Origin of the sequence: Rhizobium sp. TH135 (genome assembly GCF_002855515.1) — a bacterium.
GTDB lineage: Bacteria > Pseudomonadota > Alphaproteobacteria > Rhizobiales > Rhizobiaceae > Allorhizobium.
Genome location: NZ_PKRP01000001.1, coordinates 16,848 through 35,145, shown reverse-complemented (window position 1 = coordinate 35,145; position 18,298 = coordinate 16,848). Strand labels below are relative to the sequence as shown.

Annotated in this window: 17 protein-coding genes; 9 read left to right on the top strand and 8 right to left on the bottom strand. The window is 61.9% G+C overall.

Translation table 11 applies throughout. From position 1 onward, the window contains the following. The first annotated feature begins 19 nt into the window (after positions 1–19). Positions 20–1,504 (top strand): amidase, encoded by a 1,485-nt coding sequence (locus C0V73_RS00195; RefSeq protein ID WP_102017992.1) that lies wholly within the window; start codon positions 20–22, stop codon positions 1,502–1,504. A gap of 9 nt (positions 1,505–1,513) precedes the next feature. Here the strand turns inward: C0V73_RS00195 and C0V73_RS00190 are convergent, their stop codons facing one another. After that, the gene (locus C0V73_RS00190) at positions 1,514–2,539 is read right to left on the bottom strand and encodes a zinc-dependent alcohol dehydrogenase family protein (RefSeq protein ID WP_102017991.1); all 1,026 of its coding nucleotides are present in this window, start codon (positions 2,537–2,539) and stop codon (positions 1,514–1,516) included. Positions 2,540–2,718: 179 nt separating this feature from the next. Here C0V73_RS00190 and C0V73_RS00185 point away from each other — a divergent pair, with 179 nt between their 5' ends. Next, a complete protein-coding gene (locus C0V73_RS00185) occupies positions 2,719–3,387 on the top strand; it encodes a glutathione S-transferase (protein ID WP_102017990.1) in 669 nt (222 codons plus the stop codon). 145 nt (positions 3,388–3,532) lie between these two features. Further along, positions 3,533–4,459 carry a neutral zinc metallopeptidase gene (locus C0V73_RS00180; RefSeq protein ID WP_102017989.1) on the top strand — a complete coding sequence of 309 codons (927 nt, stop codon included), beginning with the start codon at positions 3,533–3,535 and terminating at the stop codon, positions 4,457–4,459. A gap of 13 nt (positions 4,460–4,472) precedes the next feature. Here C0V73_RS00180 and C0V73_RS00175 read toward each other — a convergent pair whose 3' ends face one another. Continuing rightward, entirely contained in the window at positions 4,473–4,952 is a 480-nt protein-coding gene (locus C0V73_RS00175; RefSeq protein WP_102017988.1) for a DUF2938 domain-containing protein, read from the bottom strand. Positions 4,953–5,241: 289 nt separating this feature from the next. On the opposite strand from C0V73_RS00175, the gene C0V73_RS00170 reads away from it, so the two are divergent. Continuing rightward, the gene (locus C0V73_RS00170; protein WP_245407841.1) at positions 5,242–6,654 is read left to right on the top strand and encodes an MATE family efflux transporter; all 1,413 of its coding nucleotides are present in this window, start codon (positions 5,242–5,244) and stop codon (positions 6,652–6,654) included. Positions 6,655–6,690: 36 nt separating this feature from the next. On the opposite strand, the gene carA is transcribed toward C0V73_RS00170, so the two are convergent. Next, positions 6,691–7,896: a glutamine-hydrolyzing carbamoyl-phosphate synthase small subunit gene (gene carA, locus C0V73_RS00165; protein ID WP_102017987.1), complete on the bottom strand. Its 1,206-nt coding sequence runs from the start codon at positions 7,894–7,896 to the stop codon at positions 6,691–6,693. 316 nt (positions 7,897–8,212) lie between these two features. On the opposite strand from carA, the gene C0V73_RS00160 reads away from it, so the two are divergent. Next, complete coding sequence (locus C0V73_RS00160) at positions 8,213–8,665, top strand: GatB/YqeY domain-containing protein (RefSeq protein WP_102017986.1); 453 nt, start codon at positions 8,213–8,215, stop codon at positions 8,663–8,665. A 56-nt stretch (positions 8,666–8,721) separates the two neighbouring features. Here the strand turns inward: C0V73_RS00160 and C0V73_RS00155 are convergent, their stop codons facing one another. Both C0V73_RS00155 and C0V73_RS23425 read right to left on the bottom strand, forming a co-directional pair. Next, complete coding sequence (locus C0V73_RS00155; protein ID WP_102017985.1) at positions 8,722–9,054, bottom strand: BrnA antitoxin family protein; 333 nt, start codon at positions 9,052–9,054, stop codon at positions 8,722–8,724. Continuing rightward, entirely contained in the window at positions 9,017–9,181 is a 165-nt protein-coding gene (locus C0V73_RS23425; protein ID WP_348627168.1) for a BrnT family toxin, read from the bottom strand. The genes C0V73_RS00155 and C0V73_RS23425 overlap by 38 nt, the downstream gene beginning before the upstream one ends. 155 nt (positions 9,182–9,336) lie before the next feature. Between C0V73_RS23425 and dnaG the strand changes: the two genes are divergently transcribed. The 3 genes from dnaG (at position 9,337) to rpoD (ending at position 15,174) form a co-directional block, all read left to right on the top strand. Further along, positions 9,337–11,337, top strand: coding sequence for a DNA primase (dnaG, locus tag C0V73_RS00145; RefSeq protein WP_102017983.1), 2,001 nt, complete (start codon positions 9,337–9,339; stop codon positions 11,335–11,337). A gap of 81 nt (positions 11,338–11,418) precedes the next feature. Then, positions 11,419–12,726 (top strand): adenylate/guanylate cyclase domain-containing protein, encoded by a 1,308-nt coding sequence (locus tag C0V73_RS00140; RefSeq protein WP_102017982.1) that lies wholly within the window; start codon positions 11,419–11,421, stop codon positions 12,724–12,726. A 384-nt stretch (positions 12,727–13,110) separates the two neighbouring features. Next, entirely contained in the window at positions 13,111–15,174 is a 2,064-nt protein-coding gene (rpoD, locus tag C0V73_RS00135; protein WP_102017981.1) for an RNA polymerase sigma factor RpoD, read from the top strand. Positions 15,175–15,236: 62 nt separating this feature from the next. Here rpoD and C0V73_RS00130 read toward each other — a convergent pair whose 3' ends face one another. Together C0V73_RS00130 and C0V73_RS00125 are read right to left on the bottom strand one after the other, a co-directional pair. Beyond that, on the bottom strand, positions 15,237–15,659 hold the full coding sequence (locus C0V73_RS00130) for a type II toxin-antitoxin system VapC family toxin (RefSeq protein WP_102017980.1): 423 nt from the start codon (positions 15,657–15,659) through the stop codon (positions 15,237–15,239). Further along, on the bottom strand, positions 15,659–15,892 hold the full coding sequence (locus tag C0V73_RS00125; protein ID WP_102017979.1) for a type II toxin-antitoxin system prevent-host-death family antitoxin: 234 nt from the start codon (positions 15,890–15,892) through the stop codon (positions 15,659–15,661). The genes C0V73_RS00130 and C0V73_RS00125 overlap by 1 nt, the downstream gene beginning before the upstream one ends. Before the next feature lie 149 nt (positions 15,893–16,041). Between C0V73_RS00125 and C0V73_RS00120 the strand changes: the two genes are divergently transcribed. Further along, on the top strand, positions 16,042–17,070 hold the full coding sequence (locus C0V73_RS00120; RefSeq protein ID WP_143708292.1) for a DUF930 domain-containing protein: 1,029 nt from the start codon (positions 16,042–16,044) through the stop codon (positions 17,068–17,070). 12 nt (positions 17,071–17,082) lie between these two features. On the opposite strand, the gene C0V73_RS00115 is transcribed toward C0V73_RS00120, so the two are convergent. Continuing rightward, positions 17,083–18,231 (bottom strand): amidohydrolase, encoded by a 1,149-nt coding sequence (locus tag C0V73_RS00115; protein ID WP_102017977.1) that lies wholly within the window; start codon positions 18,229–18,231, stop codon positions 17,083–17,085. Positions 18,232–18,298 lie beyond the last annotated feature (67 nt).

Genomic DNA, 18,298 nt, shown 5'->3' with positions numbered 1-18,298 from the left:
CGATCTGGGGGGAGTGCCGATGTTCACGGAGTATGCGGATCATGACGGGTTAGGGCTGGCCGATCTGATCCGGCGCGGACAGGTCTCTGCCTCGGAGGTCCTCGAAGCGGCGATCGCGCGTATTGAGGCGGTCAATCCGCAGCTCAACGCCGTCGTTCGTCCGCTGTTCGACCGGGCGCGCCAGAAAGTGGCGTCCGGCGTGCCGGAGGGTGCTCTTTCTGGCGTGCCGTTCCTGGTCAAGGATTTGCTGGCACAGATCGACGGCGTGCCGACGGGGAATGGCAACCGGCTTTGGGCGACGCGGGTGGCAAGCGGCAGCAGCGAGCTCGTCGAGCGATGGGAGCGGTCCGGCCTTGTGATTGCCGGGCGCACCAATACACCGGAATTCGGCCTCACGCCCTATACCGAACCCGGCGCCAATGGACCGACGCGCAATCCCTGGGATCTGACCCGGACACCCGGCGGCTCGTCCGGCGGTTCCGGCGCTGCGGTCGCCGCGGGCATGGTGCCGATCGCATCCGGTGGCGATGGGGGCGGGTCGATCCGCATTCCGGCCTCGGCCTGTGGTGTCTTCGGGATGAAGCCGACCCGTGGGCGGACACCGGCCGGTCCCTTTATCGGCGAGGCGTGGTCGGGCTTTGCGGTCGAACATGTGCTCACACGATCGGTGCGCGACAGCGCGGCCGTACTCGATTTGACACATGGGCCGGATCGCGGCTCGCCGCATCCGCTGCCGGTGCAGGAGGGCACGTTCCTCGCCGCGTCGCAGCGCCAGCCGGGGAAGCTGAAGATTGCGGTGTCACGGCAACCGATGCTCGGCAAGGCGGTGGCCCCTGAGGTGATCGCTGCCTTCGACGACACGGTGAAGCTGCTCGTCGATCTCGGCCACGAGGTGATCGAGGCTGCGCCGCCCGTCGAGCGAGAGGCCTTCTCCATGGCCTTCCTGACGGCGCTGGCCGGGGAGCTGCGCGCCGATATCGAATTCACGGCAAAGACCTTCGGGGTGAAGATCCGTCCCGGCGATTACGATGCCTCATCCTTCGGCATGGGCCTTCTGGGCGAGGGGTTCACGGCCTCCGACCTCATCACCGCCCATCGCTATCTCACGCTCTCGGCACGCTCGATCCTTGGGTTTTTCGAGGATGTCGACGTCTTAATGACGCCGGTGCTTTCAACGCTACCGGTCAAGATCGGCGCGCTGCAGCCGAGTGCAATCGAGAAGAAGCTCCTGACGGTGCTTGGTTATGTCGGCGGTGGGCGGCTCTTGAAGAAACTCGGGATCGCCGAGCAGTTGGCCGCCCAGACATTCGAATTCATCCCGTGGACGCCGGTTTTCAACGTTACCGGCCAGCCGGCCATGTCGGTGCCGACAGGGTGGTCGCCCGAAGGCCTGCCGATCGGGATGCAGTTCGTTGGCCGCTTTGCCGACGAGAACACGCTCTTCTCGCTCGCCGGTCAGTTGGAGCATGCGCGGCCTTGGAAGGACAAGCGCCCGCTGCTGTGACGTTGCCGATCAGAGGCCGGGGACGACGAGGACCTTGACCTCGCCGGGCTGTGGCGGGTTGCTGACCACCGCCGGTGCCTCGTCGAGCGAGACCTTGCGCGAGATGAGCTTGTTGACCTCGATCTTGCCCGAAGCGATCAGGTCGGCTGCGCGGCGATGGGTGAAGGGGTTGAGGAAGGATGTGACCAGCTTCACTTCCCTGAAGAGCAAGTCGAAGGGCTCGATTGCGATCTTTTCGCCTTGCGGCATTACGCCGAGGATGACGGCGGTACCACCCGGACGCACGAGCTTCGTCGCCTGGATCACGGTTTCGCCGACGCCGGCACATTCCATGACGACATCGACGCCCCCAGGGACAAGGCCCGTCTCACCCGCAATCTGGGCGATGATGTAGCCTGCTGTGGGATCGACGCTGGCCGTGGCGCCCAGGTCTTCCGCGAGCTTGCGGCGGGTAGCCTGGCGGGTGACGAGGATCACCGTGGTTGCGCCTGCCAGCCTTGCGAGCTGTACCGTGAGCAGGCCGATGACCCCGCCACCGAGAACGACGACGGAGGCCCCGGCCTTGATCTCGGCAAGGTCGATGCCGTGGAGGCAGCAGGCTAGCGGCTCGCAAAAGGCGCCATGCATGGGATCGAGGTCTGCTGGCAGGAGAAAGGCCTGTTTGTGGGGAACCACGACATAATCGGCGAAGCCGCCGTCGCGGTGGATGCCGATGGCTTTCAGGTTCCGGCAAAGATTGATGCGACCGTTCACGCAGTGGCTGCAGCGGCCGCAGGCGATATTGGGGTCGCCGGTGATCCGGTCTCCGACCGCAAAGCCTGTGACTGCGCTTCCCACGGCCTCCACGAGGCCGCTGAATTCATGGCCGAGGGTCACCGGTGGGGTGCAGGGAAATTCACCGTGGAAGAGATGTCGGTCGGTGCCACAGACGCCACAGGCCTCGACCCGGACCAGAAGGTCATCCGGCCCGGCCTCAGGCTTCTCCACCTCACGCGTGAAAAGCTGGCCCGTCGCCTCCAGTCGCATTGCCTTCATGTGCTACTCCTCCCAAAGCGCTTGATGGGGCCGAGACTTGCATGCGGGAGGTGGGCTGCCAAGCGGTCCTGACGTGTGATCGGTTCGTCGGCGCCTGAGAAAGTTGCGACCTGCGCCTCGACGGGGCGGTCATCAGCTTCTAGATAGTTCAATCAACGACAATCGAAGGGCACTTTCTGATGATCACCGTTCACTACCTGGACAACTCGCGTGCCCACCGGATCCTCTGGCTGCTGGAAGAGCTCGGGCTCGACTATCAGGTCAAGGTCTATCATCGGACAAAGGAATACCTGGCGCCTAGGGAGCTCAAGGCGGTGCATCCGCTGGGCAAGTCGCCCGTCATCGAAGATAACGGCCGGATTGTCGCCGAGAGCGGCGCGATCATGGAATATCTGATCGAGACCTATGGCGGGGAGGGGCTGCGTCCCGCTGCCGGTACCGACGAGCGCCTGCGCTACCGCTACTGGATGCATTATGTGGAAGGGTCAGCCATGCCGCTTCTGGTGATGAAACTGATCTTCTCGCGCATCCCGGGGCAAGTGCCCTTCTTCATTCGGCCGGTGGCGAAGATGATCAGCCAGGGCGTCTCGCGCAAGCTGCTCGATCCGCAACTTTCCGACCATCTGGACCTTTGGATGGCCGAAGTTGCTAGAGATGGCTGGTTTGCGGGAAAGGATTTTTCCGCAGCCGATATCGCCATGAGTTTCCCGGTCGAGGCGGGGCTGACCCGGATTTCTCAGGGAAAGGACACGAGCGCGTTGCGCGGCTGGATCGAGCGGATCCGGGCGCGACCGGCCTATCAGCGCGCGCTGGCGCGGGGTGGGGAATACGGTTATGCCAAAGCCTGACGCGGACGCTCTTCCTCCAGCGTTCTAGCTCCCGCCAGCGTTCTGGTTGACGCATTGACGGCGCAAACGTCATGCCGTCACTGGTGTTAGGGAACAGTTCGGCTATCTTTTCATTGTGAGGGCTAGAGCGCAGAGGGGAAGCATCATGGAATGGAAGGGCCGTCGTCAGTCGGACAATATCGAGGACCGGCGTGGGCAATCCTCCGGCGGAGGCTTGGGCCGCAGCCCCTTTGGTCGATCCGGCATCCAGATCCCGATGGGTGGGCGCCGTGGCGGTGGCTTGAGCTTGGGGACGATCATCTTTCTGGTGATCATCTATTTCGTGCTCAAGGCCATGGGCATCGACATGCTGCAGGTCCTGGGCGAAGGCAATGTCGGAGGTGCGGGGTCCGGTTACGAGCAATCGATCGGCCAGCGTCCGGCGGGGCAGTCCAGCGACGATACGACAGCGTTCGTCCGCACGGTTCTGGCGGAGACGGAAACGACCTGGAATGCCATCTTCTCGGCGTCGGGGGAGCAGTATCGCGAGCCGACGCTGGTTCTCTTCAGCGGCGGCACGGTTTCTGCCTGCGGCCAGGCCTCCTCGGCCACCGGTCCCTTCTATTGCCCGGCTGACAGCAAGGTCTATCTCGACACCCAGTTCTTCGATCAGCTTGAGCAGCAGTTTGACGCGGCCGGTGACTTTGCCCAGGCCTATGTCATTGCCCATGAGGTCGGTCACCACGTGCAGAATCTGACGGGCGTGCTACCGGAATTCAACCGCCAGCGCCGCTCCATGGGCGAGCGCGAGGCGAACCAGATGTCCGTGCGCGTCGAGCTGCAGGCCGATTGTTATGCCGGCATCTGGGCCAAGTCCGCAGACAAGGAGGGCATCCTGTCCGACGGCGACCTTGAGGAGGCTTTGAATGCCGCCCAGCAGATTGGCGACGACACATTGCAGAAGCGCAGTCAGGGTTATGTCGTGCCAGACGCGTTCAACCATGGCACCTCCGCACAGCGGATGAAGTGGTTCAAGCGGGGCTATGATAGCGGCAATGTCGGTGCCTGCGACACCTTCTCCGGCGCGATCTAACGCGCCGGCCCCTTCAACGGATCAGCAGGGCCGTCAGCCAGAGGCCAAGACCGAAAACGGTGTGGGCCAAAAGATTGAGGGTGCGGACCTTGGTCGGGTTCGGGGTCTTCGAGGCGGCCCATCCGATGCCGAGGCCAGGCTGCAGCAGAAACCAGCCAGCGGCAACCGTCAGGATCCCCCAGATCCAGGCTGGCAGAAAGGTCGGCTCCGCGAACCAGATCGGCCCGACGAAGAGAGCGAGCATCATGCCGTAGGCGATGCCGACGGCGTAGTGCGAAATCCAGCCAAGGGCCAGTTCGTGGCGGTAGGGTTCTGCAGTCGCGATGGTGTCGTGAAAGATGCGGCCGGACTTCAGGTGGTAGAACCAGCGCCCGACAGGCGCCCAGTTTGGCTTCGGCTGCTTGAAGACAGTGGCGAGAAGGATCGCCCAGATATCCATGGCGACGGTTGCTCCGAGGCCGATGATCACGCCGCGCCAAACCAGTTCCAACATGTCTCGATCAATCTCTTGTTGCTTTCAGGAGCGGCGACCATAAGCGGGTTCCGATCAGGCAGAAAAGGGCGGTTTGGCCCGCTTCCGTTCGGGCCCTGCATTTTCCGCTGATGTCGAAGAGGCCGCCTGCAGGCGCCGGCGAATTTTCCATCAATATCTCTGATGTATCGCGCAAAAATTCTGCAGCCTCGTGATTCCATCTTGCTGGAATGCGCGATGGCGCTTATCCCGTTGCGACATGCCGCTCGCCAGTATCCTGGAAGCGGCTTTTTTCGTTGAGATTATTGCCATGCACACCGACATCGCCTCGCTCGAAACCCATAGCCCTGCGCCAATCGGTGCCGGCAGCTGGATGTCTCACATCCGTGCGACGCTCTCGCTCGGCATTCCCCTGATCGGGGCGCAGCTGGCACAGCTCGGGATCCATACGACGGATGTCGTGATTGTCGGTCAGCTCGGGGCCGTGCCGCTGGCCGCGATGGTGCTTGCAGGGCAGTTCTTCTTCACCATCTTCATCTTCGGCTCGGGCTTCTCCATGGCCGTCATGCCGATGGTGGCGCAGGCCTATGGCCGCGGCGATGTGGTGTCCGTTCGGCGCTCCATCCGCATGGGCATGTGGGTGTCGATCCTCTATGTGCTGCTCACGATGCCGCTCTTCTTCAATGCGGAGGCTATCCTGCTTGCGCTTGGGCAGAAGCCTGAAGTGGCCGCTCTTGCGGCGGGCTATGTCTTCATCATCCAGCTTGGTCTTTTGCCCGCGCTTCTCTTTGCGGTTCTGCGTGCATTGGTCAGCGCGACGGGACGGGCACGGATCGTGCTTTGGGTCACGCTCGGCATCCTCGTGCTCAACGCCATCCTCGCCTATGCGCTTGTACTCGGCCATTTCGGCCTGCCGGCGCTCGGCATGACCGGGGCGGCGATCGTTGCCGTTATCGTGCAATGGGTGAGCTTCGTGGCGATGGTCATCTATATCCAGACCCGCGAGGAGACGAAGCGCTATGAGCTCTTCATCCGTTTTTGGCGACCCGACTGGCAGGCCTTTCGCGAAGTGCTGCATCTCGGCATGCCGATCAGCGTCACTGTACTTGCTGAAGTGAGCCTGTTCAGCGCGGCTTCCCTGCTGATGGGCAGGATCGGGACGATCGAACTCGCGGCGCATGGCATCGCGCTGCAGCTCGCATCGATCGCCTTCATGCTGCCGCTCGGATTGGCGCAAGCAGCAACCGTTCGGGTCGGCCTTGCCCATGGACGGGGCAATTATCCGGAACTGGTGCGGGCGTCGATCACGGTGCTTGCCATTGCCGGACTGCTGTCGCTGTCGGGCGGGATCCTGTTCCTGATCGTGCCGGAGCAGCTGTCGGCTGCGTTCATCAACGAAAATGCCCCGGCCGCTGCCGAGGTGCTCGCCTATGCGGGGCCGCTTGTCATGGTGGCGGGGCTGTTCCAGCTGGTCGATGGCCTCCAGGCGATCGCGGCCGGGCTCTTGCGCGGACTGAAGGATGCGCGCGTGCCGATGATCCTCGCGCTCGTATCCTATTGGCCGATCGGCTTTTTCCTCGCCTGGCTGATGGCCTTTCCGCTTGGGATCGGAGGCATCGGCATCTGGTACGGCTTCTGCCTCGGGCTTGCGAGTGCCGCAGTCATGCTCAGCCTGCGCTTCTATCTGAAGGTCCGGCATGAAATGCAAACGGCCCGGGGATGAACCCGGGCCGCCAATTTCCACTCTGATTGAATAGGCTCAGCGTTCGGCGAGTGCCGGTTCGCCCTTCGTCTCGCGCACCATGTTGATGAAGCGGCGGAAGAGGTAGTGGCTGTCCTGGGGGCCGGGCGACGCTTCCGGGTGATGCTGCACGGAGAAGACCGGCTTGCCCTTCAAACGCAGGCCGCAATTCGTGCCGTCGAACAGGGAAACATGAGTCTCTTCAACGCTTTCCGGCAGCGACTTCGAGTCGACTGCAAAGCCGTGGTTCATCGAGACGATCTCGACCTTGCCCGTGGTGAAGTCCTTGACCGGGTGGTTTGCGCCGTGATGGCCCTGGTGCATCTTCTCGGTCGTGCCGCCGAGTGCCAAGCCCAGCATCTGATGGCCGAGGCAGATGCCGAAGAGCGGCTTGTCGCTTTTGACCAGGTTCTGGATGACCGGCACGGCATATTCGCCGGTGGCAGCCGGGTCGCCCGGGCCGTTCGACAGGAAGACGCCGTCCGGGTTCAGGGCGAGGATGTCTTCGGCTGATGTCGTGGCGGGGACTACTGTGACCTTGCAGTCGAGGCCGGCAAAGAGGCGCAGGATGTTGCGCTTCACGCCGAAGTCGACGCAGACGATGTGATACTTGGCGTCAGCGGCGCCGAGCGTTGTGTGGCCTTCGGTCCAGGACCATGCCTTTTCGTCCCAGACGGAAGACTGGCCCGAGGTCGCGACCTTGGCAAGGTCGAGGCCCACGAGGCCACCCCAGGCCTTGGCTTCTGCCTTCAGAGCTTCCACGTCGAAGACGCCGTTCGGATCATGGGCGATGACGGCGTTCGGCGCGCCGTTCTCGCGGATCCAGGCGGTCAGCGCACGGGTATCGACGCCCGACAGGCCGATGATGCCGCGGCTCTTCAGCCAGGCATCGAGATGGCTTGCGGAACGATAATTTGAAGGCTCCGTGATGTCGGCCTTGAAGATGGTGCCGACCGCGCCGTGGCGGGCAGCCGGCGTCAGGTCTTCGATGTCTTCGTCATTGGTGCCAACATTGCCGATATGCGGGAAGGTGAAGGTGACGATCTGGCCGAGATAGGAGGGATCTGTAAGGATTTCCTCGTATCCTGTCAGTGCCGTGTTGAAGCAGACTTCTGCCTGGACCTTGCCCGTTGCGCCGATACCGTGGCCTTCGATGACGGTGCCGTCGGCGAGAACGAGGAGGGCGGTCGGCTTGCGGGTCGTCCAGGGGGCTGTCGCGGTCATGGTCGTTCCTTGTTCGCCCGCGTCCCGGCCCCTTGTCGGAGCGGTGTCGCAGGACCATTTATGTTGCAGATCGAGGGCGCGCGAGGTCGCGCGTTTTCAGCCCTGATGACAATTTGCGTGCAGGTGCCGAGCAATAGACATATCGCGTGGCGAGGTCAATTCCGGAGTTGCTTGGGGGCCTGATTTCCACCAAGCCATTTCAATGGTTTGTTCAATTCGTTTGCACTGCAGCACGCGTCTGGCTATGAGAACCACTCAACGAACACGGAAAAGCCACAATCACCGACGGTGAAACGGCGCTTCCCCGGAGAAAAAAATGATACGCGACACGCTCGCCAACTCGCTGAAAGACTCCCTGAAAGCCAAGGATGTCCGCCGGACCTCGACCGTTCGTCTGATCCAGACGGCGATCAAGGATCGCGACATTGCCAACCGCGGAACCGGCAAGGATCCCGTCACGGACGACGAGATCATGCAGATCCTGATGAAGATGATCAAACAGCGGGATGAATCGGCCAAGATCTATTCCGACAACGACCGGCCGGAACTCGCAGCGCAGGAGCGTGAGGAAATCGTCATCATCAAGTCCTTCATGCCTGAGCAGTTGCCTGAGGAGAAAGTGCGCGAGCTCTGCGCGGCCGTTATCTCCGAAACGGGCGCTCAGGGCCTCCGCGACATGGGGAAGTGCATCAGTACGCTGAAGGAGCGCTATTCCGGTCAGATGGACTTCGGCAAGGCTTCGGGCGTGGTCAAGGACCTTTTGAAGTAGGTTCGACTTGCGCCTTGTCCGATCTTTGGCGCCGCCTTCGGGCGGCGTCTTGCGTTTCAGGGCTTGGAGCGCTTCTGTTCGTCGACGAAATGGCGCAAGACCGCGTTGATCCGCGTCTGGTATCCCTTGCCGGTCGCCTGGAAGAAATCGATGATATCGGGGTCGAGGCGGATGGAGATCGCCTTCTTCCTATCCGGGATGACCATTCTCGCCTTGGACCAGTCTATGTCCATGTGGTCCTTCCAGTCGGGATCGTCGCGCATGGCGCGCTCGATATCCTCGTCCGTCATGGCATCGACGCGGGCCCAATCGGTCTGACGCTTTTCCCCGCGCGCTCGCTTTTCCTGAATTTCAGCGATGGTAGTGCGCGTGATATTCTCTTCGCTCATTTTTTCTCGCAACGCGGGCGGAGATGATCCGGCAGGCGTTTCCTCTCATGGTGTAGACTGCTGTAATCAATCGGCCGCTTTCCGGGCATGTCGCAAGGATATGATGCTCTCCGTTGGTAACAGTCATCGTCTCAAGGCGAGGTCCGGCAAAGTCTGAAGGCGCGATTGTATATACAGACGTCATGACAATCAACCTCTGTGAATAACGGGTATGCCGCGCGAAAGCCTTGGCGCTCTGCGCGCGGGGCGCCTATATGGAGGATCAGCTTCCCAGGGATACAGATGCGTTTTTCCAGCGACTTCCTCGACGAGATCCGTGACCGCGTGCCTATTTCGGCCGTCGTTGGTCGCCGCGTGACGTGGGATCGAAAGAAAACCAATGTGTCGCGCCAGGACTATTGGGCCTGCTGCCCCTTTCACGGCGAGAAGAGCCCAAGCTTTCACTGTGAAGATCGCAAGGGTCGGTATCACTGCTTCGGCTGCGGTGTGTCCGGCGACCATTTCCGCTTTTTGACTGATCTCGAAGGCTTGAGCTTCGTCGAGGCGGTGCAGCAGGTCGCCGATATGGCCGGCATTTCCATGCCGCAGCCCGATCCGCAGGCGGAACGCCGCGAGCGGGAACGCACGACGCTGCAAGACGTCATGGAGATGGCGACGCAGTTCTTCCAAGATCAGTTGCAGACGGCGAGTGGGGCGAGGGCGCGGGCCTATCTGCGCGAACGCGGGCTGTCTGGCCGCACGATCGAGACGTTTCGGCTTGGTTATGCGCCGGAGAGCCGCAATGCGCTGAAAGAGTATCTGGCGTCGAAGGGCGTACCGAAGGAGCAGATCGAGGCCTGCGGGCTCGTCGTGCACGGACCGGACATTCCCGTCTCCTACGACCGCTTCCGCGATCGCATCATGTTTCCGATCCTGTCGTCCCGCGACAAGGTCATCGCCTTCGGTGGTCGCGCCATGGCGGCGGATGCCATGGCGAAGTATCTCAACTCCAACGAGACCGAGCTCTTCCACAAGGGCAACGTTCTCTACAACTTCTCGCGCGCCCGCCGGGCGATGCAAGGAGCGGACGGTGCCGATACGCTGATTGCCGTCGAAGGCTATATGGATGTGATCGCGCTTTATCAGGCGGGGATCGAGAATGCCGTGGCGCCGCTCGGCACGGCACTCACCGAAAACCAGCTGCAGCTGATGTGGAAGACGACGCCGGTGCCGGTGCTCTGCTTCGATGGCGATGGTGCTGGCCAGCGGGCGGCTTTCAGGGCCGTCGATCTGGCGCTGCCGCATATCAAGCCCGGCCAGTCGCTGCGCTTTGCCATGCTGCCTGATGGCAAGGATCCGGACGATCTCGTCACGCGTGATGGACGCCAGCCCTTCGATCGTGTGCTGTCAGAGGCGCGGCCGCTGGCCGAGATGGTCTGGATGCGCGAGACGCAGGGCGGCGGTTTCGATACGCCGGAGAAGCGGGCAGAACTCGAAGCCAAACTCAAGCAGATCGTCAACGTCATCGGCGACGAAAACGTACGGCGTCATTACCAGCAGGATGTGCGCGACAGGCTCTACGGCTTCTTCCAGAGCGCCCAGCCTGGGCGTGGCGAGCGCGGCAATTTCCAGGGTGGCGGCCGTGGGCAGGGGCAGGGGCAGGGTGCGCGCAATGGCGGACGGCCTCCAGGGCCGGTTGCGTCGAGCCGTGGAGCGATATCAGATCGGTTGGCGCGTTCCGGGCTTGTGCGTGGTGCGCTCGACCAGCCGACCCTGCGCGAGAGCGTGCTGGCACTGACCATCGTCAACCATCCGCAATTGCTCGAAGACGAGTATGACGAGATCGCTGCCATCGACTATGAACATGTCGGCTTGCAGAAGCTGTGGTCGTCGCTTTTGACGGCGGTTGCTGAAGCCGGCGCTTCACTGACGCGTGAGGTTCTGATCCAGAAGCTGGAGGCGCATGGCCACGGCACGCTGCTGCGCGGTCTCGATCAGCAGATCCGCAATGCAAGGCTCTGGATCGCAACCGAGATTGCGGCTTCCGAAGATGCGCGGGAGGGCTATGGCCAGGCTCTCGCCCTCTACAAGCGGGCGCGAGCTCTGAAGCGGCAGCGCATGGAACTCGAGCGCGAAATCGCCGAGGCGACCGAGACAGACGATGCCGGCCGCATCGAGCAGGTGATCAGCGCGCTGCACGAGGTTCAGCTCGAGGTTGCGCGAATGGAAAACCAGGAGGCGATCATCGATGGCTTCGGCGTGATGTCCGGTCGCGTGAAGGGGCCGGCGACGGGACACGGCTAATGTAATCGTTTGCATAAATCTGTTGCACTGCGGCGGCAAATAGGGGATTCAGGACCTGTTCCATGGCTGCCGGAAGCAAGAGTGTCGCAGGACGAGTTCGATTTCATAGCCCGCAACGGGCGAAAATTCCGATCGTTCTGGCGATTGCCGAATGCGGTCTGGTGGGTGGCGCGGATCGGCACGTCAGGTTACCCACCGCGCGTGCGCCGCAGGCTTGCGGTGACCAATGTGATCTCGGCCATGGTCAGCCTGATGACCATTCCCTACATCCTGATCTACGCCTTCTACGACTGGTATGGTCTTCTGCCGGCGATCATCGCGTTTTCGCCGCAGATCGTGCTCTATGCGGTCACGCCCTTTTTCCATCGCTTCGGTCCCACCTCTGCTGCACTTTACCTCTGCAGTATCTGGCTGATCTTCGGCATCGGCTACTGCATGTTTTTCGGGCGGGAATCCGGCCTGCATTTCTATTTTCTGCCGGGGGCTGCGGCCTCGATGCTGGTTTTCGGACCGGAGCGCCTCGTCCTCTCCGCCTGCGTGACGATCGCTGCGATCATTGCCTTCCTGGTGACGGAGGTGGTGTTCGTTGCGCCGCTTGACTTCATTCAGGTCGAACCGCTGTTTCTGGATGCGCTCTACTACCTGACGGTTCCCTTTGCCTTTCTCTTGATCTTCACGACGTCTTATTTCGCTTTCAAGGAGGCCTCCCAGGCGGAGATGGCGCTCGAATCGGAGCATGAGTTTTCCGAGCGGCTGCTTCAGAATATTCTTCCGCATGCGGTCGCCATGCGCCTTCGGGATCATGGCACGCAACTGGTGGCGGACCAGATCCCTTCTGCAACGATCCTGTTTGCAGATATTGTCGACTTCACGCCCCGGGCCGCGCGCTGGGAGCCGCAGCAGGTCATCGCATTCTTGAGCCGCGTGTTCAGCCAGTTCGATGCGATCGCCAGCGCGCATGGGCTCGAAAAGATCAAGACGATCGGCGATGCCTATATGGTGGCGGGCGGGTTGCCTGAACCGCAGCCAGACCACGAGGCGGCGGTGGCGCTGATGGCGCTCGATCTTCTCGACTGTTGTCGGAGGATCTCGGAACAGGTGGGCGAGCCGGTCGAGGTGCGGATCGGGCTCGACACGGGTCCGGTAGTTGCCGGTGTGATCGGGCCGAACAAGCTGCTTTACGACGTCTGGGGTGATACGGTGAACACGGCCGCACATATGGAATCACATGGCGTGGCCAGCCGGATCCAGGTTGCCGACTGTCTGAAGACGAGGCTCGAGGACCGTTTCGATTTCGAGTTGCGGGGCAATATCGAGGTCAAGGGCAAGGGAGCGATGCGAGTCTGGTTTTTGACCGGCGTAAAGGCCGAGGTCGCTGCCTCTCTCTGAAGGCGGGCTTGCGGGTGGTTACCCCTTGTTTCTGGTGCGTCACGTCCTACATCTGCGAAGATCGGTGATAAAGGCGCCGTAATACGGCTTGTTTTGTTGATTTTCCCGATCCAGCCTGCGGAAAGGCTTGACGTCAGGAAAAATTGTGGGAATCACCAATCCAAGCACACAAGGGTGAAGTGGGTTCGGACGGATCTCTGGTATGATGACCGGTCATGCAGACAATCAAGGTTTCGGGGCTGTGACCGCAATGCCCATAGTTAATCAGGAATTAAGCAACACTCCGTTAGGTCAGTGACAGCTATCCGCCCGGGTGAGTGGTCCGTCTCCCATTCCTCAGGCGACCAGCAGCATGATCAGACGTCAGGGAAAGCGACAAGATAAATGGCATCGAAAGTCAAAGAAAACGAAGAAGCCGACGGCGAACGCGACGGCGCGACGGACGGTCCGCTTCTCGATCTTTCCGATGACGCGGTCAAAAAGATGATCAAAGCCGCGAAGAAGCGCGGCTATGTCACCATGGATGAACTGAATTCGGTTCTGCCGTCTGAGGAAGTGACCTCGGAGCAGATCGAAGACACCATGGCCATGCTTTCTGATATGGGCATCAACGTCATCGAAGACGAAGACGTTGATGAGCCGGCTGCTGCCGAAGAGAGCGATGACGAAGACGGCGAAAGCGAGGGCGGCGAACTCGCGCCATCCGCCGGTACTGCCGTTGCCACTGCCAAGAAGAAAGAGCCGACCGATCGTACCGACGATCCGGTGCGCATGTATCTGCGCGAAATGGGTTCCGTGGAGCTTCTGTCGCGCGAGGGCGAAATCGCCATCGCCAAGCGCATCGAGGCCGGCCGCGAGACGATGATCTCGGGCCTCTGCGAGAGCCCGCTGACCTTCCAGGCGCTGATCATCTGGCGCGACGAATTGAACGAAGGCACGACGCTGCTGCGCGAGATCATCGATCTCGAAACCACCTATTCCGGTCCGGAAGCCAAGGCTGCTCCGCAGTTCCAGTCTCCTGAAAAGATCGAGGCGGACCGCAAGGCTGCCGAAGAGAAGGAAAAGGAGCGCGCCAAGCGCCGTCCGCAGGCTGCCTCCGGTGACGACGACGACATCACCGCGATCGGCGGCGAAGGCATGCCGCCGGAAGAAGAGGAAGAAGACGAGGACGAATCGAACCTGTCGCTGGCCGCGATGGAATCGGAGCTGCGTCCGCAGGTCATGGAGACCCTCGACCTCATTGCCGACACCTACAAGAAGCTGCGCAAGCTGCAGGACCAGCAGGTGGAGGCACGTCTTGCCTGCGCCGGCACGCTGTCGTCTGGCCAGGAGCGCCGCTACAAGGAGCTCAAGGATCAGCTGATCACGGCCGTCAAGTCGCTGTCGCTGAACCAGAACCGCATCGACAGCCTTGTCGAGCAGCTCTACGACATCTCCAAGCGTCTGATGCAGAACGAAGGTCGCCTGCTGCGTCTCGCCGAGAGCTACGGCGTCAAGCGCGAAGCCTTCCTCGAGCAGTATCAGGGTGCCGAACTTGATCCGAACTGGATGAAGTCTGTTGCCAACCTGTCTGGCCGTGGCTGGAAGGAATTCGCCAAGGAAGAATACCAGACGATCCGCGACATCCGGGGTGAGATCCAGAACCTCGCCACCGAAACCGGCATCTCGATCGCCGAATTCCGTCGTATCGTGTCGATGGTCCAGAAGGGCGAGCGCGAGGCGCGTATCGCCAAGAAGGAAATGGTCGAGGCGAACCTGCGTCTCGTCATCTCGATCGCCAAGAAGTACACGAACCGCGGCCTGCAGTTCCTCGACCTCATTCAGGAAGGCAATATCGGCCTGATGAAGGCGGTCGACAAGTTCGAGTATCGCCGCGGCTACAAGTTCTCGACCTATGCGACCTGGTGGATTCGTCAGGCGATCACCCGCTCGATCGCCGACCAGGCCCGCACGATCCGTATTCCGGTGCACATGATCGAGACGATCAACAAGATCGTCCGCACATCGCGCCAGATGCTGCACGAAATCGGCCGCGAACCGACGCCGGAAGAACTGGCCGAAAAGCTCGCCATGCCGCTCGAAAAGGTCCGCAAGGTCCTGAAGATCGCCAAGGAGCCGATCTCGCTCGAAACCCCCGTGGGTGACGAAGAGGATTCGCATCTCGGTGACTTCATCGAGGACAAGAACGCGCTTCTGCCGATCGATGCCGCCATCCAGGCGAACCTGCGCGAGACGACGACCCGCGTTCTCGCCTCGCTCACGCCGCGTGAAGAGCGCGTCCTGCGCATGCGCTTCGGCATCGGCATGAACACCGACCATACGCTCGAAGAAGTCGGCCAGCAGTTCTCGGTTACTCGCGAACGTATCCGTCAGATCGAGGCGAAGGCGCTGCGCAAGCTGAAGCACCCGAGCCGTAGCCGCAAGCTGCGGAGCTTCCTGGACAGCTAAGCTGGACATTGAGGTTTGTAATCAGAGCCCGTCGGAGCAATCCGGCGGGTTTTTTGCTTGCGTTAGATTGGCAGGATAGGATGGGCGATCGTGCTGCAGGCTCCGGCCATGACCTTGTCAAGCGTTGCCACCGGGAGACCGTTGCTAACGGCGATCGCAATATGGAGACTGTCGCCGGCCCGCAGGCCCAGTTCGGTCCGATCGCAGAGCCGGGCGGCGGCGTGGTAGTCGGACGGTGAAACAGGCAAGGTTACCAGCGAACGCGTAACGAGGTGATTGAAGGCGGCGAGAGCGCTTGTCTTCTGTGACACGTCGAGTTGGCCAGTGCGCAGTTTCAGGGAAAGGGCTGAGGAGAATTCCGCGATGGTCCAACCGCTGATGTGGAGCGATGCCGATCCCTGCTGCCTCAGCCATGCAGACACGCATTCTGCTGCTGGTTCACGCGTCAGAAGAGCGACAAGGACCGATGTATCCAGATAGATCATCAGTAGCGGTCTTCATCGCGGAGGCGGCGGGTGCCGTCCGCCTCTGTTTTCTGCATCTGATTGATCACACTGTCGAGCCAGGCGAAGTCTATAGGCTCGCGCGGATGTTCCGCAGGCATGAGCCTGGCGACCGGCTTGCCGTGCCGCTCGATCTCGATGGTTTCGCCCTGTTCCGCCTTGCTGACCAGTTCGCTGAGATGCGCCTTGGCGGTCGCGATGTTGACAGTGGTCATTGACGCTGCACCCGTTTGAACTAGATGACTAGAATTATGGTCATAGTAGCATCAGGTGCTGTGCGTTAAAAGGCCGGTGGTACAGTGTTTAATTCAGCAAACTCGCTTTCTCCTCCCTTTTCGCCGCAATCGTCGTTATGGATCACGCCATGACGGAAACGAGGAAGACAGGCTGGCGGCGTCTCGGCGGCGGGATGACGATTTCCCTGCTGCTGCACGCGCTTGCAGTGGAAGTCTTTCTGTTGAGTTTCGACAGCCCCGTCGAGCTTGCCGAAGAGGAGCCGGCGATCGAGGTGACGCTGGTTGCGCCGCCGGAGGAGCCGGCGCCAGAGCCGCCGGCGCCGGAACCGGAACCGGAGCAAACGGAAGAGGCCGCCGCACCCGAACCTGAGGCGCCGCCACCTGCGCCGGAGCCTGACGTCGAGCCGCAGCCAGAACCAGAACCGCAACAGCCTGTCCCGGCGCCCGAAGTGCCGGAGCCGGAGGTGCCGGATGCAGCGCAGGTGCCCATTCCCGTTTTGAGGCCGGTGGTCCGATTCGGTGAGCAGGACCAAGGGCCGGAACTCTCGCGCGGCACTGAGGCTGAACCCGAGGCAGCGGCGGAGGCGACCGCCCCAGACGAAGCGGAGACCGAAGAAGCTGCACCTACCGTCGCGCAGCCGGAGATCACCTTGCCGGAAGCACCGCCGGTCGAGACGGAGGTTGCCGAAGCGGCTGACGTGACGAGTGAGACCAGCGGCGAAGCGGAAACCTCGGCTACCCCGCAGCCGTCGGATCTACCGTCGGAGGCTGCGCTCCAGGAGGCGCAACTTGAGCCGCGCGAGGTGACTGAGCTGTTTTCTTCTGCCATCTCCGGCGACCAGGCTGCAATGACCGCAATGGCAGGGCTGACGCGGCAGGAGCGCGGCGATCAGCTTTGCGGTACCGAACTCAGCCAGCAGCTTCGCAACGGCAGCCCGGCATATGTTCCCTATCTCCTACCGATCCTGCGTCTGAAGGACGGCAATGTTGTGGATGTGCCGCTCGCGGCTTTCCGTGACATAAACGGCGCCTGGATCAATATCTCCGTGCGCTGTGAAGTCGATGACGATGCCACACAGGTGGTGCGCTTCTCGCTCTCCATTGGAAAGACCGTGCCGCGCACCGAATGGGCCGAGCGAGGCTTTCCCGATACGTGACGGCGGTGTCGCTTAGTCCAAGGCCTTGCGGATCACTGCCATGAAGACCCGGGCGCCGATAGCGGTCAGGTCATCGGGATAGTCGTAGTCGGGATTGTGCAGGGCAGGGTGTTTCTCGCCCGCGCCGAGGAAGAACATCGCCGAGGGGCAGATGGCGCGCAGGCGGCCAAAGTCTTCCGAGGCGCGCATCGGCAGGGTCCCTTCGTCGAATCGTACACCCTCCGACGTCAATGCCTCTTCAAGATGGGCAACGGCCTCCGGTGCGTTTTCGCAGTGGAAGAAGATGTCGTGGTAGCTGATGGCGTGCTCAAGGCTGGCTTCCCGTGCCGCCTCGACCACCAGCTGTTCCGCGTTCTCGCAAAGCTCGGCCATCCGATCGTCGATGAGAGTGCGCAGCGTCACCCAGATTTCGGCATCGCCCGGGGCAATACCGAAGGCCTGTTCGCCGAGCGAGGCGTGGGTAACGGTTGCGAGCGTGAAGTCTGTCGCAGGTGGCGCGCCGTTCGAGAGCGCCGTCAGTGCCGGCATCAGTCTCGACATCGCGGCCATGGGCGAGAGGCCGGTTTCCGGCTGGGAGGCATGGGCCGTCTTGCCAGAGAGCCGGATTTTCATGCCGCGGGAGGCGCAGTTCACCGGTCCGCTCTTCAGCGCGACGGTACCGAAGGCAAGACCCGGCATGTTGTGCAGCGAATAGGCGAAGTCCGGGCAGATCTCGGCGAATCGCGGGTCTTGAAGCACAGCTGCGGCGCCGCTGCCGTCCTCCTCGGCCGGCTGCCAGAGCAGCACGACACGGCCGCGGGCAAACGGCTGTCGCGACAGGCCTGTCGCCAGTGCCAGAAGGATGGTCGAGTGACCATCATGGCCGCACAAATGCCCTTTGCCAGCGACGGTCGAGCGGTGGTCCGCTTGCGATTTTTCCTCGATCGGCAGCGCGTCAAGCTCGGCGCGGAAGAGGAGGGTGGGGCCTGGCTCATTGCTTTCGAAGACCGCCGCCACGCCGTGACCGCCAAGCTCGGTCAGGACTTTCGACGGTGCGAGCGGACGCAGCGCTTCCACAACCCGACGCGCCGTTTCGCGCTCTTCGCCCGAGACTTCCGGGTGTCGGTGCAGGTCATGCCTAAAGGCTTGAAGCTCCACCACGTCACGGTTGGTCAGGAACATGCGCATCGTCTCCCCTTGTTCGACCCGGTATTTACATCAATCAGCCAGGTCACCCAAGGGGAGCTGC